Here is a 23,123-nt window from a genome sequence, read left to right as displayed (position 1 = left end):
TGTTTAAGAGATTCGCTTCCATGAGTTGAAGATAGGTTTAGATTAAAACTACTATATTTGCGCAGGAATAAAAAAACGAATCAAGCGGGTTTTTTGAATGAATAAAATCGTCATCGCCATCGATGGATATTCGGGATGTGGGAAGAGTACCACGGCCAAAGCAGTTGCAAAGGATTTGGGATACACTTACATCGATTCCGGAGCCATGTATAGAGCGGCGACTCTACACTTTTTGAACAACTTCCTTTCTCCAGCGAATCCACATGATGTGGAAAAGGGACTGAAATCACTTGCTATTTCTTTTCATTTGAATCCGGATACGCTCAAGCAAGAAACCTATCTGAATGGATTGAATGTGGAAAATGAGATCCGCACAATGCGAATTTCCAATAAAGTAAGTGAGATAGCCACTGTGGCTGCGATAAGGAAAGAATTGGTAGCACAGCAGCAGCGTCTTGGAAAGAAAAAAGGGGTAGTCATGGATGGTCGGGATATCGGGTCGGTGGTTTTTCCGGATGCGGATTTGAAAGTATTTATGACTGCCGATTTGGAAACCCGAGCTGTCAGAAGGCAGGAGGAGCTTTTGGAAAAAGGTGAGCTAGTAGATCTGGAAGATATCAGAACCAATCTTGCAGAGCGAGATCGGGTTGATTCTTCGCGTGCAGAAAGTCCTCTGAAGAAAATGCAGGATGCTGTGGAGGTAGATACGAGTAATAGTACCTTTGGGGAGCAAGTGGGAAAGATCGTCCACGCTGCAAGACAAATCATTGATAAACAAGAGAGCTATGCAGGTAAGCATTGATAAAAACTCTGGGTATTGCTTCGGTGTCGAATTTGCCATCAAAATGGCAGAAGATGAGATGGAGCAAAGCGAGCAGCTGTATTGCCTGGGCGATATAGTCCATAATGATATGGAGGTCTCTCGCCTCAGTGCCAAAGGACTGGTCGTAATAGATCGAGAGCAACTTTCAGAATTGCATGACTGTAAGGTGTTGATTCGTGCGCATGGTGAGCCACCGGAAACCTACAGGACTGCCATAGAAAATAACATTGAGTTGATAGATGCTTCATGTCCCGTGGTACTGAAGCTTCAGCATCGAGTGAAAAGCGCTTTTGATAAGATGGAGCGTGAGGAGGGGCAGATTGTCATATATGGTAAAAAAGGCCATGCAGAAGTAATTGGCTTGACTGGCCAGACACTGGAAAAAGCTATCGTGGTAATGGAAGACGCTGATTTGGATAAAATAGATTTTACCAGACCAGTGACGCTTTTCAGCCAGACGACTAAGAGCACTAAGGGCTTTTACGAAATTTCTCAAAAAATAGAAGGACGAATCCAGGCCGCTAAACAAGAAGTGAATCGGGAGACTTTCAATACCAATGATTCTATTTGTAGGCAAGTGTCAAATCGCGAGCCTCAATTGCATCGTTTTTCTCAGGAAAATGACGTGATCTTATTTGTATCAGGCAAAAAAAGCTCCAATGGAAAAGCTCTTTTTCAAGTTTGCCTTGGGCAAAATGAAAGAAGCTACTTCATAGAAAATGAGACAGAGATAAATTCAGACTGGTTTCATAAAGATGAAAAAGTAGGGATCTGTGGAGCTACTTCTACGCCGATGTGGCTGATGGAGCAAGTGAAATCTTATGTGGAATCACTCGAAGAAGGAGTGCTTTCAGTTTAAATTCAGGTATTTAAAAACTCAGGAAGCCATTCTTCCAAAAGTTCAAACATTAAAGTTCATATACCCTCCAATTAAAAAGGTTATTTATTAGATTTGGGGCGTTTTTCAAAAGCTCATAGTTCAAAAACAGATATGTCTAAAATAGTGAAGCTTAAGAAAGGTTTTGACATCAACATGGTGGGAAAGGCTAAGCAAGAGCTTGCTGATTTCGCCCCGGCTCAAACTTTCGCAATTAAGCCGACAGACTTTATCGGGCTCCAGCGCCCTAAAGTTCTTGTCAATGAAGGAGATACCGTAAAGGCAGGTACTCCAATCTTGATCGACAAAGCATTGGATCAAGTAATTTATGCATCTCCTGTTTCCGGCAAAGTTGTCGAAGTGAAAAGAGGAGATCGTCGCAAATTACTTGAGATCAGTATTTTGGCGGATGCTACTATCTCGCACGAGCAGTTTGGACCGGTTGATATTGCGTCCCTCGATAGAGATGCATTAGCATCTAAATTGGCAGCAAGTGGCATTTGGCCGAATATCATCCAAAGGCCTTTCGGCATAGTAGCAAATCCTGCTGATACTCCCAAGAGTATTTTCATTTCAGCTTTTGATACGCATCCTCTCGCTCCGGATTATGCTTTTGCATTAGAAGGACAAGAGAAATATCTTCAGGCGGGTATTGAAACTTTGGCGAAGCTGACAAGTGGCAAAGTTCATCTGAACGTAGATGGTTCTAAGGCAATTCCAACAGTTTTCTCAAATTTGAAAGGTGCACAGGTTAACAAGTTTTCAGGCCCACACCCGGCGGGAAACGTAGGTGTGCAGATTCACCATCTTGATCCGATGAACAAAGGTGAAATTGCCTGGACTATTTCGCCATACGGTGTAGTTCAAATCGGTAAATTCATTCTAGAAGGCATTTATGATGCTTCAAAAGTGATTGCAGTGACTGGTTCTGAGCTTACAAAAGCAGCTTATGTGAAGACGTATAGCGGTGCTTGTGTTTCTACTTTTGTAAAGGGAAATCTTAATTCAGGTCACGTCCGAGTAATATCTGGTAATGTACTTACTGGAGAAAAGATTTCTTTGGAAGGTTTTATAGGTTTTTATCACAACCAGATCACCGTGATTCCAGAAGGTGATTATTATGAATTTATGGGATGGGCCAAACCTACCACTAGATTGAGCTACCATAGGGCACTGGGCTTACTTTCCTTCCTTACTCCCAATAAAGAATTTGTTTTGGATTCTAACGGAAGAGGAGAAGAAAGAGCATTTGTACAAACTGGTGTTTTCGAATCGGTAACTCCAATGGATATTCTACCGGTTTATCTTTTGAAAGCTATCATGGCTGAGGATTTTGACGAGATAGAAGAATTGGGGATCTATGAGATCGTGGAAGAAGATTTGGCTCTGTGTGAGTTTGTGGATGTGTCTAAGCATCCTGTGCAGGAGTTGGTGAGAAAAGGAATTGAATTAATCCAATACAGTTAATCCATATGAAGTTTCTAAGAGATTTATTGGACAAGCAGAAGCCACTTTTCGAAAAAGGTGGAAAGCTTGAAAGTCTATATTACGCGTTTGAGGCAGGGGAGACATTCATGTTTAGCCCCAAGCATACCACAGGAATTAAAGGAGCACAAGTAAAAGATGCTATTGACCTGAAGCGAATGATGATCACGGTGGTAATCGCCATGATTCCATGTTTGCTATTCGGTATTTATAACACTGGTCACCAGCATTTACTGGCCACAGGTGGTACTGTAGGTCTTTGGGAAGACTTCGGTGACAAAACCTGGATTGGCGTGAAGTTGGTATTACCTATCATTATCGTAGCATATGCTGCGGGGGGGATTGTAGAGGCTATTTTTGCAGTTATCCGAAAGCACCCAATCAATGAAGGCTTCTTGGTGACGGGAATGCTTATTCCATTGGTGGTGCCAGCTACTACTCCACTATGGCAAGTTGCTTTAGCTACAGTATTTGCTGTAGTAATCGCCAAGGAGGTTTTTGGAGGTACAGGGATGAACATTCTAAATGTTGCCATGACGGCACGAGCGTTTTTATACTTTGCTTATCCTGCGCAGATTTCAGGCGATCAGGTTTGGACTTACCTAGGAGATAAGATGCCAGTTGATGGCTTCTCTGGAGCTACCGCACTTTCTGTAGTATATAACGCAGGAGTAGAAGGAACGCAGACAGCAGTAGAGGCATTAGCAGGTCATAATTCGGTTCTTGGATCAGGCTTGTATGAGTTTACAAACTTATTTATAGGTTGGATACCAGGATCGATTGGAGAAACATCTACTTTGATGGCGCTTGTAGGTGCATTGATATTGATTGGTACCGGAGTAGCTAGCTGGAAGATTATCGTTTCTGGATTTTCCGGTGCTTATATTATGGGATTTGTAATGAATCTTTTTGCAGTAAATGAATACATGGCGCTGCCTCCTCAGTATCACTGGGTGATGGGTGGTTTGGCATTCGGAATTGTCTTTATGGCAACTGATCCAGTGTCTGCCGCGCAAACAGAAACAGGAAAATGGATTTACGGTCTATTGATCGGATTCCTAACTGTGATCATACGAGTGACTAATCCGGCATATCCTGAGGGAATTATGCTTGCAGTTCTGTTTATGAACGTGTTCGCTCCGTTGATCGATTATTATGTAGTTAAGGCAAACAAAACAAGGAGGTTACAACGTGCAACAGTCTAATACTTATATCATTACGTTCTCCGTCATCTTGACGGTAGTTCTGGGATTACTCCTTTCAGGTACTTCGCAGTTGCTAGGTCCTATGCAGAAGGAGGCCATTGCCTTGGACAACAAAAAGCAAATCTTAGGTGCTGTTATCCCTGGAGAAGAAATCGCTGCCATGATACCTAAGGAAGTTAATGACTACTACAGCAACAGAATTGCCTCTGTAGTAGTAGATATTAATGGCAAAGAAGTATCTGAGCGAGACGGTGTAGCTGTGACTGCGGAGTCGGTGGATATCGCTAAGAATTACAAGAAGGCAGCAGAGGATCGTTTATACCCAGTTTATATTTTCCATGCCGAAGGAAATCCTGATGATGTTATTAACTACGTTTTACCATTATATGGAGCAGGTCTTTGGGATGCCATCTGGGGTTATATTTCTTTGGATACAGACATGAATACAGTAGGAGGGATTACTTTGGCTCACGCTGGTGAAACTCCAGGCTTGGGAGCAAGAATCACCGAATCGGGTGTTCAGGCAAGGTATGAAGGCAAAAAAATCTTTGATGAATCTGGCGAGCTAGTCGCTGTGGAGATGCAAAAAGGTGAAGGAAAGGATTACTCTGATGATCCACACCAAGTGGATGGAATGTCTGGCGCTACGATTACTGGCAAAGGCGTTAATAATATGCTGAAGAACTACCTCGGGTATTATAAGGCATACATTGAAAATAAAAAGTCATCTACTTCCGTAGCTGTACTTTAATCGAACTATCAACTCAAGAATTCTATACACATGAGTGCTGAAACTGTAGAAAAAGCGATTGCGAAGAAGCCCGCTGAGGCTTTACTTTCGAAACGCCGAAAAAAATTAGTCTCTGACCCCTTAGTGGATGAAAATCCAATTACCATTCAGGTACTTGGTATTTGTTCGGCATTAGCGGTTACCACCCAGATGAAGCCAACCTTAGTAATGGCTATCTCGGTTATTTTCGTGATAGTAATGTCTAATTTGGTGATTTCTTTGTTGAGGAATACCATCCCTAGCCGTGTCAGAATTATTGTACAGCTTGCAGTTGTTGCCACCTTGGTGACCTTGGTAAGTGAAGTTCTCAAAGCATTTGCTTACGACATGTACAAAGAGCTTTCCGTATTCGTGGGCTTGATTATTACCAACTGTATCGTAATGGGTAGGCTTGAAGCATTTGCTTTGGGAAACAAACCTTATGATTCTGTCTTAGATGGGTTTGGATCTGCTTTGGGTTATTCTTGGATTATCCTTACTGTGGCATTCTTTAGAGAATTGCTCGGTTCCGGTGCTATCTTTGGACTTCCAATTTACGCGTCTATCTCTAGCCTATTTGGTCCAGATTTCAATTTGGCTACTAATGGCTTAATGGTATCTCCTGTAGGTGCGTTTATCATACTTGGATTGATCATTTGGGTACAGCGTACCAAAACAGGTTATGTCGAACACTAAAACCAACTGAAGAAATGGATTTATTTAACTTAGGTATTCGGTCGATCTTTATCGACAATATGGTTTTCGCTTACTTCCTTGGAATGTGTTCTTTCCTGGCCGTATCCAAAAAGGTAAGCACAGCAATTGGTCTTGGTTCAGCAGTAATCTTTGTATTGACTGTGACAGTTCCAGTGAACTGGTTATTGAATGAGTTTGTACTGAAGGAAGGCGCTTTGTCTTGGGTCAATGGAAGTTTGGCCACAATTGATCTTTCATTCTTGAGATTCATCATGTTTATTGCCATTATCGCAGCGATGGTTCAGCTGGTGGAGATGGTAGTAGAGAAATTTGCTCCAGCACTTTATGGTGCATTGGGTATTTTCTTACCATTGATCGCAGTGAACTGTGCTATTCTCGGAGGATCACTATTCATGGCTCAAAGAGATTACACCTTAGCTGAATCTACCGTTTATGGCTTTGGATCAGGTACAGGATTCTTTTTGGCTATTGTAGCCTTGGCCGCTATTCGTGAGAAGCTGAAATATTCACATGTCCCAAATGGCCTGAAAGGTTTGGGTATTACCATGCTTTTGACTGGTCTGATGGGCATTGCATTTATGTCCTTTATGGGGATTGATTTGTAGACACATTCAGTTTAATAATAGTTGAAAGCTCTGGGATAGTATCTCAGAGCTTTTGTTTTTAATGGTAATTGATTTTAATCAATTTGCTCGTAACTTTTGGCCTTAATCTTTCTATTCAATAACCCTGAATCTTATGAAAATCCTAGTAACATTCTGTTGCTTTTTAGCACTTACATTTTCAGTCTCTGCGCAAAGTGGTGATTGGATTGAGCTTTTCAATGGTAAAAACCTTGATGGCTGGAAAATATCTGAAGATTCTAAATCTTTCCAAGTCGAAGATGGTGTGATAAAAGTGGCGGGTCCACGTGGACATGCATTTTACAATGGCGATGTAGCAAATCATGACTTCAACAATTTTGAAGTGATAACTGAGGTAAAAACAATGCCTGGAGCAAATTCTGGTATTTTCATTCACACCCAATACCAAGAAGATGGCTGGCCTAACGTGGGCTATGAAATCCAAGTGAATCAGAGCCACACAGACTGGAGAAAAACTGGCAGCGTCTATTCTTTTCAAGACGTAAAAGACGTCTATGTCAAAGACGGAGAATGGTACACTGAGCATATCATTGTACAAGGTGATGTAGTGACTGTAAAAATCAATGGTGAAACTGTCAATGTATATGATCAGTCCAAGGATGAGAACCGCAAAGGAGATCTAGGTACTAAAAAAGCTGATCATGGTACCATTGCACTTCAAGCCCATGATCCTAAATCTGTGATTTATTACAAAAGTGTGAAAGTGAAATTGCTCCCAGATTAAGTTAAAGAAAATCAGAAAGAAACTACCTTCAGGTATAAATCCTGATTATTATTGAGTAATAATCAGGATTTTCATTTTCTACCCATGGCATTTACATACAAGCGCATTATCTCCTATTTCCTTCGAGGGATTCTATTCGTCACTCCGGTAGCTGTAACGCTCTATATTATCTATCAAACCATCCTTTTTCTGGATAATCTGATTCCAGTACCATTACCGGGAATCGGGATTTTGATGGTTTTGGCTTTGATTACCTTTGTAGGGTATCTGGCTAGTCTTTTCTTTGCCAAGCCTATATTCGATTGGTTCGAGCGGGGATTGATACGAATTCCGCTGGTCAATATAATATATACCAGCATCAAAGACCTGATGGGTGCTTTTGTAGGGGACAAAAAGAAGTTTTCCCTACCTGTCAAAGTGCAGCTTAGCGATACTCTGATCCGCTTGGGATTTATCACGCAGGATGATATGTCTGTAGTGGGTGAGCCGGATATGGTGGCCGTTTATTTCCCGCATAGCTACAATGTCTCCGGCAATGTGTTCTTGGTTCCCAAGGATAAAGTATCTCCGCTAGTCGGAGTGAAAAGCTCTGACGTGATGAAGTTTATGGTGTCTGGGGGAGTTTCTCCTTTGATTTGATTAGGGCTTATGATACCTCACAAAAGCAATCCACTCACCATCCGGTGACCAGCTATGAACGTTAATCGTACCTTGTCCGCCGTAAAACACGTCAGTTAAGTCTTTGATTTCTTTTGTTTCCACATTGAGCAAGCGTAGTTTGACATCCTTGCCAAAAGGATGGGATCCTTTTTGATCTTCCAGATAAGAAATAATTACTGCTGATTTATTGTCAGGAGAGGGATGAGGAAACCAATTGTCCAAGGCATCATCGGTGAGTTGTTCGGCAGCAGTTCCATCAGGTTTCATTCGGTAAGCTTGCATGCGTCCGGTGCGATTAGAGTTGAAATAGATCCACTTTCCGTCATAAGAGTATTCCGGACCATCATCAAGTCCTTCGGCATCGGTCAGTCTTTTCTCTTTTCCTCCTGCAGTAGGGATGGCATATATATCCCATGCTCCATCTCGCTGAGCGCAGTAAACCAATGTTTTCCCATCGGGACTGATTCCATGCCAATAGCTTGGATGATTTGGTGTAATTAATTTTGGCTCCCCACCGGCTAAGGGAACTGTATAAATGCGAGATCCAAAGTTTTGATCACTTTTGCTGATCACTAGCAATTTGCCGTCAAAACTCAGCCCGTGATCATTGTTTGCCCTTGAGATCTTATCTGGCTGAATTTGCCCTAATTTATTGCCATCTAAAGCTACTTTTTCAAGAAATCCTCCAGAATTAATGAGCAAGTATTTTCCATCCCTTGACCAATTGGGAGCTTCGAAATGTCTGGTTTCTTTTAAGATTGTTTTTTGTTCTCCAGTCTTTATGTTGAGGATTACTAGCTCACTGGAAGTTCCCTCGGGGACCTGTTGCGCATAAAGCGTTACAGAAAAAAACAGCAAGAGTAAAGCGAATAGGTTTTTTAGGTATGACATGATAGGTTGGGTTGATTGATAGTTTAAGGTATGAAAGTGTAAGTGTATTTATGGCATGACTTCTACTCTATACTCATTTCTTTTTGTGAAGTGGCCGATTTCCCATATGGCTTGATCTTGCTGCTTCATCGTGTCTTCAAACCAAGCCTTATTTTCAGGATCTACAGCAAGCATCAGTCCTCCGCTAGTTTGAGGGTCGCAGAGTTTTACTAAATCCATCCCTACCACGCCTTTGGTCTTGGCGCTGTAAGCATTCCAGTTACGGTAGGTATTGTCAGGAAATATAAACTGATTGATGTATTCTTGCACACCTTCTATCATAGGAAGTTCAGGAAGATTTATCTCAGAGGAAAGCCCCGCTCCCTCGCACATTTCAATCAGATGTCCCAATAAGCCAAACCCAGTGACATCAGTCATGGCGTGCACTTCCTCATGATTGCCCAGAATTTCACCCACAGAATTTAATCGACAAGCTGTATCAAGCAAGCTGAGGTAATCCTTTTCAGAGATCTTTTGACGCTTTAGTGCTGTCGCCAATACACCTACGCCAAGCTGCTTAGTCAGGTAAATGATATCCCCAACCTTCGCACCTTTGTTTGTTTTGATCTTATGCGGATGAATAATTCCATTGACTGAAAGCCCGAAAATCGGGTCTTTTGCAGCGATGGAATGTCCACCGGCCAATTCGATCCCGGCAGCTTTGCAAATAGTCTTTGCTCCTTCCATTACTTTAGCGGCTAGGTCTGGTGAAAGTTTTTCCACTGGCCAGCTTAGAATGGCATTGGCGAAAATTGGCTTTCCTCCCATGGCATATACATCCGAAAGAGCATTCGCAGCGGCGATCCGCCCAAAGTCAAATGGATCATCTACAATAGGAGTGAAAAAGTCAACGGTGTTGATTACAGCTAAATCTTCAGAAACCTGATAGACTGCCGCGTCATCTTTACCTGCATTGCCAACCAATAGCTTGGGGTCAGACTGGCTAAATGAGCCACTTGAACTTAGTATTTGGTCTAAAATGGCCGGAGCGATCTTGCATCCACAGCCCGAGCCTTCACTCCATTCAGTTAGTCGTGTTGGTATAATTTCCATGAAATTGGGATTTTGCTTCTAGTAGTTTTTTGATGGATGTTTCCAGATCGATTCCACCAAGATCTAATTGGATTGTTTTGCCTTCAGCATGCTTATCCAAATCAAAGGTATAGGCTTTGTCGTAATAGATGAGCATGTTTGAGATCCATTCGGCATGGTTTGCTTCTACGATTGCTTCGATGGCCTGTGATGTACGCAAGCCACCCAGCCGCTTTTTCAGACGTAAAACTGCATGAATTAATTCATCAGCAGGAAGACAGGCATATTCTTCAGCGATTAGGTCGATCCGTTCTTGGTCAGTTTTTGTTATATCGATTAGCGGAGCAGCAAGCATTTGCTGATAGAATTTGTCAGGAAGAATCAATCGTCCGATTTTTCTACTTTCATTTTCTACCCAGGTTGATTTGCTTGGATCTTGCTTGCGCAAAGCTTCTGCAAATAGATTTTCAAATTGCTCCACGGTGGGTTGATCTGGCTGTCCGATTGACCCAAAGGAGGATCCTTTGTGATTTGCTAGTCCTTCCAAATCGATAATCTGTTCACCTGTTTCCTGAAGTTTCTGCAGTAATCTGGTTTTTCCTGTTCCCGTCTTTCCTCCTAATACTAGCAGGTTCCAGTTCTTTCTCACCAAGTCAAAACTATAGGTTCTATAAGTTTTATACCCTCCTTTCAGACGAAACACCTCAAAACCAACCATGGATAGAAGCCATGATAAAATCTCACTTCGCATGCCGCCACGCCAGCAATAAATAAGTATTTTTTTACCGGAAAACTGCTTGAGGGCATTTTTTTGAATCAAGTGAAATCGTGGTCCTACCAATTCGAATCCCTTGGTGGTGGCTTCCAGTGAGCCCTTTTCTTTGTAAAGCGTACCAACCACAATCCTTTCCGAATTATTCAAAATTGGGATATTGATGGCGCCAGGAATATGACTTTGGGAAAATTCTCCTTCACTTCGAGCATCAATCAGCGGGAATTGATCTCGCAAACTCCAAAATTCATCTAAAGAAATTAATTGCTCCGTCATAAAGTTTGAAGATAAAAAAAGCCGCAAGGAATTCCTTGCGGCTCTGAATGTAATATAGTCAACTAATTAAAGCTGAGCATCTAGTTTTTGGGATAAAATGGATTTTGGAACTGCTCCAACTTGCTTATCTACGATTTCTCCTCCTTTGAAGAAAAGTAATGTAGGGATAGATCTGATGCCGAAAGCCTGTGCTACGCCTGGATTGGCATCCACATCTACTTTACCGACTACGGCTTTTCCGTCATATTCGCCGGCCAATTCTTCCACCACGGGCCCAATCATTTTACAAGGACCACACCACTCTGCCCAGAAATCCACAAGGATTGGTTGTTCGGATTTGATGATTTCTTCAAAGTTTGCGTCAGTAATCTCTATTGCTTTTGACATTGTATGTTAGGTTTTTAATTTCTTATATTTCAAATATATGTGCAAAAGCCAATAGAGGATTAATAAGTTCCGAGGGATTTGAATTTTTTGTCTATGGGGGATCGATGAAAACGATAAGAACTAGCTTATATATTGAATACAATACCATCATTCTGGAGGATAATTATAGATTTCAAATGATATAGAAAGACAATTGACACAAGTATCAAAACTTACAAAATGCATTGTCATAAATCTTGTTTCTAACTACTTGATACTTTTCAAGAAGCATATATTCACTTAAACAAAGCATTACTTTTAGCAAAAGGAATCTCTCCACTAAACCACCCGATAAACTACCTCGGGAATTTCCTTCAGTGCTTTGATCATTTCTGCGCTAGGATCAATGGAGAACCTTTTAGAGAAAAGCTCCAAAGAAATATTTTCTTTGCGATCCACCACATCAAAATACAGCTTTGCATCTCCTTTATATTTCTCTGTGATTGCTTCCAGCTTCTCCATCAGATCAAGGGTCAAATCATCCAAGTCTATATTAATCCGGAGGCCTTTTACCATTTTGCCACGAATTTCGTCAAGAAGTGTAATGTTGCCGATTTTAAATTCCAGTTCATTTTCTGCCCATCGCTTTCCTGCTACTGTTCCACTGATAAACAAAAACCAGCCTGGCATAAAGTACTCTTTGAACTTCACGTAATCATCTCCAAACAAAAAGAAGGTAAATGCTCCCTGATAATCTTCCAGCGTAAGTGTGCCAAAAGGTTTTCCATTTTTGGTAGTTCTATGGGCAAAAGTAGCTACTGAACCTGCCAGTTTGATGTCAGTTCGATTTCTCAAACTTTCCAAATCATTCAGATCAGGCAAAGAAGCATTTGTGAACGATTCAATTTCTAATCTAAACTGATCAAGTGGATGACCTGAAATGTAAAGTCCGACCACCTCTTTTTCTATGTTCAGTTGTTGCAGTTGTGTGAACGGCTCCATTTGTGCAATGGTCGGAAGTGGAACTTCCATGTTCCCAGCTCCTCCACCAAATAGGCTTACCTGATTACTTTCTTCCTCTTGCTGTACTTTCTGAGCATATTTGGTGGCCTTCTCAATCAAATTCAAATCCCCGTCCGCTGATTCCAAATATTGCCTTCTATGGTGCTGAGGAAAGCAGTCAAATCCGCCTGCCATCGCCAGTGCTTCCATGGTTTTCTTATTCAAGGCTTTGGAGCTTACCCGCTTCGCAAAGTCAAAAATATTTTTATAGGGACCGTTTTTCTCCCGCTCTTGGATAATTGCATCCACAGCGGCAGAGCCTGCACCTTTGATCGCGGCCATTCCAAATCGGATTTCTCCCTCAGCATTTACTGTAAAGCCATTTTTAGATTCATTCACATCTGGCCCCAATACTGGAATACCTGCACGCTTACATTCTTCCATGAAAAATGTCACCTGCGTGATATCATTCATGTTATTGCTCAGAACCGAAGCTAGATATTCAGCAGGATAATGGGCTTTTAAATAGGCCGTCTGATAGGCAATCCACGCATAGCAGGTTGAATGGGATTTGTTAAAGGCGTAGGATGCAAAAGCCTCCCAGTCAGTCCAGATCTTCGCCAATTTCTTTGCATCATGGCCTTTCTCGGAAGCCTGTTCAACGAACTTTGGCTTCATCTTATCTAGGACATCCTTCTGCTTTTTACCCATTGCCTTACGCAATACATCCGCCTCACCTTTGGTAAATCCGGCGAGTTTTTGTGATAACAGCATCACTTGCTCTTGGTAAACCGTAATTCCGTAGGTTTCTTCCAAGTATTCCTGCATGTCTTCCAGATCGTATTCGATCGGTTCAGTCCCATGCTTTCGCTTAATGAAGGAAGGAATATAGGCCAATGGCCCTGGTCGATACAAAGCGTTCATAGCAATCAAATCCGCAAAAACCGTAGGCTTCAGTTCGCGCATGTATTTTTGCATCCCGGCGGATTCATACTGAAAGATCCCCACAGTCTCACCGCGCTGGAAGAGCTCGTAAGTTTTCACATCATCAATAGGAAAATGATCTGCGTCTAGCTCGATACCATGCCTTTCCTTTACGATTCTAATGGCAGTTTTTATAAGAGTCAGTGTTTTTAGACCCAAAAAGTCCATCTTTAGCAGGCCAGCAGATTCTACCACTGAGTTGTCAAACTGTGTACAAACCATGTCCGAATCCTTTGCCAAGGCAACCGGGACAAAATCGGTAATGTCAGATGGCGTGATGATCACACCACAGGCATGGATACCAAGGTTTCTCACAGATCCTTCCAGCATCGTCGCCTGATTGATTGTTTTGGCTGATTCATCCTGTCCTTTCGAAATCCGGATCAGTTCATCTGCTTTTGCAATCATTTCGCCCTGCCCTTTGAGTTTGTCCGAAAGCGCAGCTCTATTGCCGGCCAAGCCAAAAAGTGCTTTCAATTTGATATCTGGTACTAAATTCGCCAATCTTCCAGCTTCTGCAAGTGGAAGATTCAGCACCCTTGCCGTATCTCGAATGGCTGATTTTGCAGCCATGGTACCGTAAGTAATGATTTGGGCTACCTGATTTGAGCCGTATTTTTTGATTACATAGTCAATCACACTTTGTCGGCCTTCATCGTCAAAGTCAATATCAATATCAGGAAGGGAAACCCTATCGGGGTTAAGGAATCTCTCAAAAAGGAGATTGTATTCGATTGGATCAATGTTGGTGATGCCCGTGCAATAGGCGACGGCTGATCCTGCTGCGGATCCACGTCCAGGTCCGACTGAAACTCCCATTTTCCTCGCCTCCACAATGAAATCCTGTACGATCAAGAAGTAACCGGGATATCCGGTATTTTGAATAGTAGCGAGCTCAAAATCTAAACGTTCTTCGATTTCTGGAGTTATTTCCTGGTATCGCTTTTTTGCCCCTTCGTAAGTCAAGTGTCTTAAGAAGGCATTTTCCCCACGTTTCCCTCCATCTGCTTCATCTTCTGCATGTTTGAATTCTTCCGGGATTTCAAATGCAGGAAGGAGAACTTCGCGGGCAAGCTTATACGTCTCGATTTTCTCAGTGATCTCATTAGTACACTCAATCGCTTCCGGCAAATCCGCAAAGAGTTTTTTCATCTCATCGGGAGTCTTGATATAAAACTCATCATTTGGAAAGCCGTATCGAAACTCACGGCCCCGCTTGCCTATATACTTTTTCGGCTTCTCATAGAGCTCACCGTCTTTCACACACAGCAATACATCGTGGGCTTTTGCATCTGATTTCTCAGTGTAATAAGAGTTGTTTGCAGCGAAATACTTCACATCATATTTCCTCGCAAATTCCAATAGCACCTCGTTTACTTTCTCTTCCTCAGGAACCCCGTGTCGGTTTAGCTCTACATAGAAATCTTCACCAAACTGCTCCTTCCACCAGACAAATGCTTCCTCAGCTTGAGTCTCTCCCACATTCAAAATCAAGAATGGTATCTCTCCCCAAAGTCCACCAGTGGTAGCGATTAGATCGCCTTTGTATTGAACCAAGACTTCCTTATCAATTCTAGGTAAATAATAAAATCCTTCGATATTGGCATAGGAAGCCAATTTTGCCAAGTTGTGATATCCCGCTTTATTTTTTGCTAATAAGACAGTTTGGAATCCATCGTCTTTGTTGGATTTGTTTTTTCTATCTCTACATAGATTGAATTCACATCCCAAAATAGGCTTGATGTCCTTTCCTATTGCTTCTTTCACGAAGTGAAAGGCACCCATCATATTGCCATGATCTGTCATCGCAATCGCCGGCATCCCAAGCTCTTTTGCGCGAGCCACCATAGCTGGGATCTCACAAGTAGCCTGAAGTACCGAATATTGACTGTGCACATGCAGGTGCGTAAAAGGAATGTCAGTAAGTTCAGAGATATTAGCTTTTCCAGCCTGTTTCAGTACATCTTTTGCGGCAGCTTTTTGAGTGTCTTTTGCTTGCGCAAAGTTGGCTTCCTCTAGCTTTGGGGCTTCATAGATTACTTCAGGAATAGTAATTCCAGCTTCTGGAGCTTGTACTCCTTGGGTGATCAATCCAAAGAAACAGCGGGCTGTTGCGTCTACATCATAAGCTGCATCGTGCGCATCACCAAAGCCTTTGCCGAAAAGTTTTTGGTGTAACTCGGTAAGTGTAGGCCATTTGAATTTGCCACCTCGGCCGCCTGGAAGTGCGCAAAATTCCGTAGAAATATCTTTTGTGTCCAGCTGCTTTGCGGTCAGCGGCATAGTAGCTTCCGCCCGGTAATATTCCGAGCCAACCACATTGACGTCAAACTCCACATTATGACCCACTAAATACTTGGCTTGCTTCACATCTCCATCAAAGATTCCAAGGATCTGCTTCAGGTCGTGTCCTTCGGCTAAAGCACGCTTGGTGGAAATCCCATGAACCTTCTCTGCATTGTAAGGAATAGTGAAACCTTCGGGACGGATAATGTAGTTATGATTCGAGATCAGATTTCCCTTCCCATCATGCAGTTGCCATGCGAGTTGGACTAGCCTAGGCCAGTTGTCCACATCGGACATGGGGGCTTTGTAATCGCGGGGAAGACCGGTGGTTTCGGTGTCAAAAATTAAATACATACAGCTTGGGGAATTGAGACTTCAAATTAGGGCTAATCTCTGAAAGGAGACAAGTGGAGTGGGGGTAATTGTCGGATTTAATACCAAAACCATATTTTAAAAAGTCAACTTTCAAAATTTGGCTAAATCTCATTTTGAAATTGTGCAGTCGAGAAGTGGGATAATGATATACTATCCCAAAGCAATTCATTAGTTAATATAGAAATCCGAGCAAATAAAGCGGGATTTGCTTTCCCCAACAAATTCTAATTCATCTGAAAAGACCAGATGGTTTTCATGGTGTATTACCTGATTTTGAGTTTTATTCTTACCGCCTATCCAAAAGGATTTCTCCTTTTGGATAGGTGAACGTCTAAGGCAATCTTCTAATTTTACAATTTCATAGGGATTGTACATTTCCTGGCAATTTTCCACCTTCTTACTTTCCGCTTTTGTACTTTCTACAGCCTTCTCAATATCTTATTTCCCACATCCAAGCTCCCCTGCTTTCGATGGAAGATTGGATAAACTCTCGGACTATGTCCTGATATTTAGTGCCCGATACTTCTCTCCCCTTCATTTTTTTTGGCAGGGTGATGATTTTTTCCGGTTCCCCAAAAGTAATTTTCTCTGCTTCCACGATAAGCATGCCGTCGTTGATGTCATAGGCTAAAATTAAACCTGGAAGCCCGAATTGTTCTTCAGGACCGATTGAAACGGGAATATCGGAGGCGAACCACGCAGTGACCTTTTGGCCTTTGATGCTGTCTTCACTCACGGCTTTCATGCACATGTGTCCGAGAATATCGCGTATTTCGTTCATTACTCTCCATTTTGGAGCATTTAGGCTGCCACGGACTATGTAAGTTTTGCCCATTTGATCCATGTATTTCAGATAGGTTTGATCTTTAAGATTGTTTTCAATGAAATAGTCTTCTACTTGCCAAGAGTAGCTGCGCACTTCATAGGGTTCACCGAAGGTGTAGAGACTTTTTTCTGGCCAAAACTGGAGTTTCATCCGGGTGCTGTAGCCTTCAGGATTACTCCAAGTAAGTAGAATTCTGTCCTTTTCCTGTTGGGTAAGGTGGGGCAAGCCGGAATAGATTTTATCATAAAAAATGCGGTATCGGTATTCTACCTCACCCACTATATTTTGGGCTCTAAGTCCTGTAGTAATCAAGACCAGGACAAGGGTTTTTAGAAATTTTAATTTCATGGTTGGCTGCTAGTTTAGTCTATCTTCTATTTTTTACTTCTACTCCCCGCATATTATAAGTTATTCCGAGTAGGAAGTATCTTGACAAAGTTTCAATGCGTCCAGTGGAAACGTAGTTTTGGCCTGCATACTGGCTGATGGTTTGATTTTGCTTGAAGATGTCATAAGCAGAGAGCCTCACTTCCCATTTTTTAGCCTCGCCGAGAAGTTTATAGACGAATGCATTGAGGATAGGTACTTTCTGATCAAATCCAAAACTTTCATTTTGATATCTATTATAGTTGAATTTCACATCTAGGTAAAAATCTTTTGGGAATTTTATGTTCATATTACTATAGGCACTCCAATTTAATATGTCCTGGTTTCGGGAGGGGTTCTGTTCGTATTTGGTTTTGCTAAGTCGGAAGGATGACCCGGTATATAGGCTGAGCCATTCTAAAGGTGTCAGATCTAAATTTACCCCAAAGTTATGGCTATAAGTTTGGGTCTCTGTCTCGATTGAGTTGATGAGGGAGAGGCTTTTAGAATAAGAGGGATTTGCAAATAAGTACGCGGTAGCCTTGGTTTTTACGATGGGAAAACCAAAACCTAGATATGGGTAATAACGCTGTCCCCCTGAAACATTTCCTGCCTTGTAGGTAGTGACAAAGGTTTCGGGGTCTATGGTTTGATTTTGAACGACTTGATTCTGATAGAATGTTGAATTGAATGAAAACCGCAAATTTATAAACGTGGCAGGATCATACATGCTATATCCTGTATTGAAAGAATGGGATACTTCGGGCTCTAGATCAGGATTTCCTTCTCGAATATACAAGGGGTTAGAGATGTCCTTGAATGGCTGTAGATCGGAAATATTTGGCGGTGAAACACCCATGGCATAGCCTGCGTTGATACGCTTGTTGCCTTTCATTGTTTTCCAGTAACTCACATTAGGGGTGAAATTGAGGTAGTTCTTATCCACTCGGCCTAATATCTCACTAGCTTCTACCACTGAAAACTGTCCATTCAATCGGTAGTTGGAGGCGGCTAAACCCACGCTTAAATTAGAGCCTTTGTTAGCATATCTGATGCTGGAACCGAACCTGTTGTAGGTAATTGTGTTGTCAAAAAATCGACTGAGTTCCGGATTTAGCTCTTGGGTGTCACTTGATTCCACATCGTATACTTGTCGGTTTGTTTGGCTCTTTGACTGGCTGAAATTGTAGAAAGTCTCCCAGAAAAATATTTTTTTGATGGGTTCGACAAAGAGTAGGCTTGACTTGATCAGGTTAGAGCCATTCAGTGCCAGGTTCAATTGATCCAAGTTTCGGAAATAGGTATTTGGGTCTGTTGAGTTCATGAGATCTACGACGGATTTTTGTATACCATTTTGGTCTGCATTACTATAAGTATCACTGATACTGGCAGCAAAGTTTCGTCCGTTTTTTTTGAATTTATGCCTATAAATTGCAGTGCCCTGAAAGGCCCCTGACCATTTATCCGATTGGTTGTTCCTATCCATTTGGCTTTGCTCCGTACTACTGCGAATCAGCTCCTGATGGCTGGCCAAGGATGTAGTAAGTGTACTTAGCCTTCCCTTTGCGTTAATAGTGATTGTATTGGCGCTGTCTAATTCGTTTTGAAAACGAAGGTTTACCCGATGGTGACCTGCCATGTTATTTTGTAAGCTTTGGTCAGTGGAAGTGAAGGATGTATTGTCTTGCAGGAAGTTTGTTCTGCTATTGAAGCTTTCTAGCGTTTGATCACTACGGCTATAGAAGTAGTTGCTACTGAAATCCTTCTTGTCCTTCAGGTAGTTATAATTGATTCCAATGGCCTGGTTGTTGGAGTAGCCAGAGTTGAGGTTGTTGAAGGGGATTTCGAAGGATTCTTCATTGTCCCCACCTGAAAACGAAATATAACTCATCCCACCGCTTCCATTAAAACCAAAGTCCCCAGTGTCGCCAAATTGGAATGCACCGCTCCCTCTAAACTCCTGCAAGTCATCCCAGCTCAAACCGGATTGGTTGACATTATTGCCATAGCCGATCACCGAAAATTGGTTTACTTTGTCAAATTTATTGAAAGAGGCATTTGCAGACCATCTTCCGTCGGTACCCAGTGCTGCAGAAAGCTTACCAAAACCTCCTTTTTTGGCCTCCTCCTTCAGCTCAACGTTTAAGGTTTTTTCCTTAACTCCATCTTCCACGCCTGTGAGCTTGGACTGTTCTGACTTGTCATCGTATAGCTGAAGCTTGCTTATTGACTCTGCATTCAAGTTTTGCGTGGCCATTTTGGTGTTGCCTCCAAAAAAACGCCTTCCATCCACTGTTACCTTCTGTACTTGCTGCCCTTGTGCAACTATATTTCCATCCTTGTCGATTTGTATCCCGGGCAGCTTGCGGAGCAATTCTTCCAGGGTCGCTCCAGGGGGCACTTTGAATTTGCTTGCATCGTACTCAAGCGTGTCTCCACGCATCATCAACGGCGCTTTGGCGGCTTTTACTACCACCTCATAGAGTTCCTGTAAGATGGGCATCAACTGAATCTCATCGACTTCCAAGTCACCTGTTTCGGGAAGAACCAGTTCTTTTTGAATGGGAAGGTAGCCCATATAGGTGGCTTTGATGAGCAGCGGTTGCTTATCTACGTTTTTGAATTGGTACTCTCCGTCTTTATTAGTCAGGGTGTAGGCCACCAAGGCCGAGTCTTTTGGGCTAAGAAGTAGCACCGAGGTGTAGTCGAGGGGGATATTCGTGGTGTCTTTCACCGTTCCCCGAATAGTAAGTTTGGATTGGGCATGCGAAACAAAAGTGATGGCAACCAAAAGAAGGCATGAAAGGAGTAATTTCATTTTTTTTCAGTGTTTTATTTTTAACTATAATTTCTTTGACTAAAACTATTCTCCACCCCATAATCACTACCAATTCAACTTGTAATGATGAATTGGCAGTATCAGATGACAGGCTCAGGATTGTATACACAGTTTATGAATCCAGCTAAATAAGTTGAAAATGAATGCACTTTACTTTTTGCAACCCTTAGTCAACCTTTTTAAAATTTGAGCCCCAATTTCTAGAAAAATATGCCCTTCACTTCTCTCTTCTTCGGTTAGTGATGTTCTTAAACAAATCAAAAATTCTTTCTATCAAGCAGTGCCTTCCAACGAAAAATTCGGTAAACACCTAATTATTATGCTAATGTATATTTTAATACTACTAGTATAGTAATGATTTGATTAAAAGTGGCTGAATATTTTGTTAAAGAATGTTATTTGTGGAGATGGGGTGGGGATAAGTGGAAATAGTTCCAAGTTCATAAGTGGACAAATACTTCTTTGAGGTAGTGGCTTTTTGAAAAAATATTTCCGTCCTTAAGTGACAAAATGAAATACCGCTAAATATCTTCGCCTTAAAAATACCAATCGGGGCAATTAATCCTGACCTCATAAAAAACTAGCTATTACCGATTGGGCCAAGTACTGACACATTCATGTACTATGTAATTTTTTAATGTTACTGAAAATCAAAAAAATAAATTTTCACCTCTTGTCCTCCCAAGGCATATAGATCACCTTTTTTGTTTCAAAAAATGCTTCTTTGAAGTAGTCTTCCAGATGGTATAGGACATAAGATTTACCTAATTCTTCCAATTCCTCATCCACTTCGCCCCCTTTCAAGTAAAGAATGCCATTTGGATATTCGTTGATATCTTCCTTTCGGATTTTGTTTTTCACCCAAGGATAGAAATTGGCCATGCGAGTGACTGCCCGGCTGATCACAAAGTCATATTTGCGTATTAGCTGCTCAGCTCTAGCTTGCTGGGCTTCCACATTGGATAGCTTTAACTGTTTTACCACGTCTTTTACCACGGTGATTTTTTTTCCGATAGAGTCCACCAGATGAAATTGAGTTTCCGGAAACATAATCGCTAGAGGAATCCCTGGGAACCCACCTCCAGTACCTATATCTAAAATCTTTGTTTCTGGCTCAAATGGCATCACTTTCACAATTCCTAGGGAATGCAGCACATGATGCACATAGAATTCTTCCATATCCTTTCGGGAAATCACATTTATTTTGGAATTCCAATCATCATAAAGCTCCTGAAGCAGGTCGAATTGGGCAAGCTGAGTTTCGGAAAGGTCAGGAAAATAAGACTGGATAAGCTGTGTGCCAGAGTTCATCAAATGTGTTTTTGTTTGCCAGCGGCGATTTCGTAAAGTAATTCTCTGGATCTGTGAAGTTGTGCCTTCACTGTTCCCAACGGTTTTTCAAGTTCTTGTGCGATTTCCTCATAGGAAAGCTCATCGAAATAGCGAAGCTGTACTAGCTTACGATATTTAGCGGGAAGCTTGTCCACGAAGATTCTCACCATCTCGATCCGCTGCGTGCGGATGAACTCATCCTGTGGGTTATTGTCATCATCTTCCACGTCGATGGTGACCGAGTTTCCCCCATCATCAGACATGGTTGTGTTCAGGCTCATAGTTTTGAGCTTTTTCTTACGGATGAAGTCAATGGTATTGTTGGTGGCTATGCGGAAAAGCCAGGTGGAAAAGGTATAATCTTTCTTAAATCTGTGCAGATTTTTAAAAGCTTTGGCGAAAGCCTCCATGGTGAGATCTTCAGCATCATCTGCATTTCGGATCATTTTTAAGATCATGTAATAAACGGCCTTTTTGTAGCGCTTCATCAAAGAGGCGTAGGCTTGCTGATCCTTATGTTGTACCGCCTGATCAATTAACTCAAAGTCTTCGAGTGCTTTCTTAGAAAAACCGCGTTCGTTTATTTCCATTGGATGTCTTTTGCCTGGTGGGAAATTGTCCCTAAAATCCAAAAGTAACCTAAATACAAGAAATCAAGCATCCAGATGTTTTTTGGTGGTTTAGTTCCTTGGATCTTTTTCTCAGCAGCTTTGAAAATGTGTACTACGAGTATAGACCTCAGTAGAATAATACCGAAAACAATGGAAAAATGTTCCCAGGTTTCAGCTAAACCGAAATAAATAAGTAATCCTAATCCCCCAAGCCAGAATAATGCATGAGAAAAGGAGTATAGTCCAATCTTCCTTTTGTCCTCACTTCGATAATACTTTCCTACGTGCAGATGCCTTTTCTTTTGAACCAGATATTCTTTTCGGGTTTCCTTGGGTTTTGAAATGGTATTGGCATCAGGATCCACTACGATGGAAGTATTTCTACCAGTTGCGTATAGGTTTACAAAGAGATCGTCATCTCCACCTTCAATATGCCAAAGTCCTTTGAAAGCTTTTGCCTCCATAAAAAAATCTTTCCGATAACAAAGATTTCTACCAATGCCCATGAAGGGTCTTTTCCATAGTCCAAATGAGATGTAGTACAATCCAGTAAGTAAGGTTTCAAACTGAATCCAGTTATTTAAAAAGCCCGATTTTTGTTCATAGCCCGAAAAGCCTACAGCAAAAGTTTTATCCTGATTTCTCACCGGTGCGGTCATTTTTCGGATCCATTGATCTGTTTTTGGCAAACAATCAGCATCGGTTAAAAGCACGACATCATTTTTGGATACTTTGATGCCAAGCGTAAGTGCATATTTCTTGGCTGTGACGTGTGGCGGTGTGTATTTGACAGTGACGGATCGGAGTTTAGGGTAACTCTCCATCATTTTTTCCAATAGTTTCTTGGTTTTATCGGAGGATCGGTCATTGACGATCATGACATCGAAAGTAGGGTAATCCTGTTCGAAAAGCTTAGGAATGAGAGTTTGGAGGTTTGAAAATTCATTATGAGCACAAACCACCACGGTGACTCCTTCCTCATTTGTGGCAGTAGATTGAGGTTTATTACCGGAGTAAAAGGCTGACCGTCCAAAAATAACCAAGAGGTAAACAGCTTGGATAAGTATTCCAACACCGAAGAAAAACCAAAGTAAAAATAGGCCCATAGGTCGCTTTTGCTGCGCAAATATAAAATCAAATTCAGCAAACCGTTTAAGAATAAGCGTATATTTTTGTGGGCTGAACGGGACAATCTGTAGAACGTCTCTCCAGCAACCCATTA

General features: G+C 41.8%; 19 protein-coding genes. 9 read left to right on the top strand and 10 right to left on the bottom strand.

Features of this window, described 5'->3' with window-relative positions:
- Positions 1 to 97: 97 nt before the first annotated feature.
- The 9 genes from cmk (at position 98) to U3A58_RS07170 (ending at position 7,883) form a co-directional block, all read left to right on the top strand.
- Complete coding sequence (gene cmk / locus U3A58_RS07210) at positions 98 to 802, top strand: (d)CMP kinase (protein ID WP_323822733.1); 705 nt, start codon at positions 98 to 100, stop codon at positions 800 to 802.
- Complete coding sequence (locus U3A58_RS07205; RefSeq protein WP_323822732.1) at positions 786 to 1,682, top strand: 4-hydroxy-3-methylbut-2-enyl diphosphate reductase; 897 nt, start codon at positions 786 to 788, stop codon at positions 1,680 to 1,682. The genes cmk and U3A58_RS07205 overlap by 17 nt, the downstream gene beginning before the upstream one ends.
- A 132-nt stretch (positions 1,683 to 1,814) precedes the next feature.
- Positions 1,815 to 3,167, top strand: a complete 1,353-nt coding sequence (locus U3A58_RS07200) for a Na(+)-translocating NADH-quinone reductase subunit A (protein WP_323822731.1) — start codon at positions 1,815 to 1,817, stop codon at positions 3,165 to 3,167.
- 5 nt (positions 3,168 to 3,172) lie between these two features.
- A complete protein-coding gene (locus tag U3A58_RS07195) occupies positions 3,173 to 4,390 on the top strand; it encodes an NADH:ubiquinone reductase (Na(+)-transporting) subunit B (protein WP_323822730.1) in 1,218 nt (405 codons plus the stop codon).
- Complete coding sequence (nqrC, locus tag U3A58_RS07190) at positions 4,377 to 5,141, top strand: NADH:ubiquinone reductase (Na(+)-transporting) subunit C (RefSeq protein ID WP_323822729.1); 765 nt, start codon at positions 4,377 to 4,379, stop codon at positions 5,139 to 5,141. Before U3A58_RS07195 ends, nqrC begins: the two co-directional genes overlap by 14 nt.
- Before the next feature lie 30 nt (positions 5,142 to 5,171).
- Positions 5,172 to 5,855, top strand: coding sequence for an NADH:ubiquinone reductase (Na(+)-transporting) subunit D (locus U3A58_RS07185; RefSeq protein ID WP_323822728.1), 684 nt, complete (start codon positions 5,172 to 5,174; stop codon positions 5,853 to 5,855).
- Positions 5,856 to 5,869: 14 nt separating this feature from the next.
- Positions 5,870 to 6,481, top strand: a complete 612-nt coding sequence (gene nqrE / locus U3A58_RS07180) for an NADH:ubiquinone reductase (Na(+)-transporting) subunit E (RefSeq protein WP_323822727.1) — start codon at positions 5,870 to 5,872, stop codon at positions 6,479 to 6,481.
- 133 nt (positions 6,482 to 6,614) lie between these two features.
- Complete coding sequence (locus U3A58_RS07175; protein WP_323822726.1) at positions 6,615 to 7,244, top strand: 3-keto-disaccharide hydrolase; 630 nt, start codon at positions 6,615 to 6,617, stop codon at positions 7,242 to 7,244.
- Between the two features lie 84 nt (positions 7,245 to 7,328).
- Positions 7,329 to 7,883 carry a DUF502 domain-containing protein gene (locus tag U3A58_RS07170; protein WP_323822725.1) on the top strand — a complete coding sequence of 185 codons (555 nt, stop codon included), beginning with the start codon at positions 7,329 to 7,331 and terminating at the stop codon, positions 7,881 to 7,883.
- Here U3A58_RS07170 and U3A58_RS07165 read toward each other — a convergent pair whose 3' ends face one another.
- The 10 genes from U3A58_RS07165 to U3A58_RS07120 all read right to left on the bottom strand — a co-directional run bounded on the left by U3A58_RS07165 (position 7,884) and on the right by U3A58_RS07120 (position 23,121).
- Positions 7,884 to 8,795 (bottom strand): TolB family protein, encoded by a 912-nt coding sequence (locus U3A58_RS07165; protein ID WP_323822724.1) that lies wholly within the window; start codon positions 8,793 to 8,795, stop codon positions 7,884 to 7,886. It abuts the gene before it with no gap.
- Between the two features lie 48 nt (positions 8,796 to 8,843).
- Entirely contained in the window at positions 8,844 to 9,887 is a 1,044-nt protein-coding gene (gene selD / locus U3A58_RS07160; RefSeq protein WP_323822723.1) for a selenide, water dikinase SelD, read from the bottom strand.
- Positions 9,859 to 10,914: a tRNA 2-selenouridine(34) synthase MnmH gene (gene mnmH, locus U3A58_RS07155; RefSeq protein ID WP_323822722.1), complete on the bottom strand. Its 1,056-nt coding sequence runs from the start codon at positions 10,912 to 10,914 to the stop codon at positions 9,859 to 9,861. Before mnmH ends, selD begins: the two co-directional genes overlap by 29 nt.
- Positions 10,915 to 10,980: 66 nt before the next feature.
- Positions 10,981 to 11,301 (bottom strand): thioredoxin, encoded by a 321-nt coding sequence (gene trxA / locus U3A58_RS07150; RefSeq protein ID WP_323822721.1) that lies wholly within the window; start codon positions 11,299 to 11,301, stop codon positions 10,981 to 10,983.
- 318 nt (positions 11,302 to 11,619) lie between these two features.
- Complete coding sequence (dnaE, locus tag U3A58_RS07145) at positions 11,620 to 15,906, bottom strand: DNA polymerase III subunit alpha (RefSeq protein ID WP_323822720.1); 4,287 nt, start codon at positions 15,904 to 15,906, stop codon at positions 11,620 to 11,622.
- A gap of 451 nt (positions 15,907 to 16,357) precedes the next feature.
- Positions 16,358 to 17,101, bottom strand: a complete 744-nt coding sequence (locus U3A58_RS07140; RefSeq protein WP_323822719.1) for a GLPGLI family protein — start codon at positions 17,099 to 17,101, stop codon at positions 16,358 to 16,360.
- 19 nt (positions 17,102 to 17,120) lie between these two features.
- The gene (locus U3A58_RS07135) at positions 17,121 to 19,937 is read right to left on the bottom strand and encodes an outer membrane beta-barrel family protein (protein WP_323822718.1); all 2,817 of its coding nucleotides are present in this window, start codon (positions 19,935 to 19,937) and stop codon (positions 17,121 to 17,123) included.
- 687 nt (positions 19,938 to 20,624) lie between these two features.
- Entirely contained in the window at positions 20,625 to 21,269 is a 645-nt protein-coding gene (gene rsmG / locus U3A58_RS07130; protein ID WP_323822717.1) for a 16S rRNA (guanine(527)-N(7))-methyltransferase RsmG, read from the bottom strand.
- Entirely contained in the window at positions 21,269 to 21,880 is a 612-nt protein-coding gene (locus tag U3A58_RS07125; RefSeq protein ID WP_323822716.1) for an RNA polymerase sigma factor, read from the bottom strand. The genes rsmG and U3A58_RS07125 overlap by 1 nt, the downstream gene beginning before the upstream one ends.
- On the bottom strand, positions 21,871 to 23,121 hold the full coding sequence (locus U3A58_RS07120; RefSeq protein ID WP_323822714.1) for a glycosyltransferase: 1,251 nt from the start codon (positions 23,119 to 23,121) through the stop codon (positions 21,871 to 21,873). The genes U3A58_RS07125 and U3A58_RS07120 overlap by 10 nt, the downstream gene beginning before the upstream one ends.
- Positions 23,122 to 23,123: the final 2 nt, after the last annotated feature.

This window comes from Algoriphagus persicinus (assembly GCF_035156415.1).
Taxonomy (GTDB): Bacteria; Bacteroidota; Bacteroidia; order Cytophagales; family Cyclobacteriaceae; genus Algoriphagus; species Algoriphagus persicinus.
The sequence above is the reverse complement of the archived record's forward strand: the minus strand, read 5'-3'. Positions and strand labels throughout refer to the sequence as shown.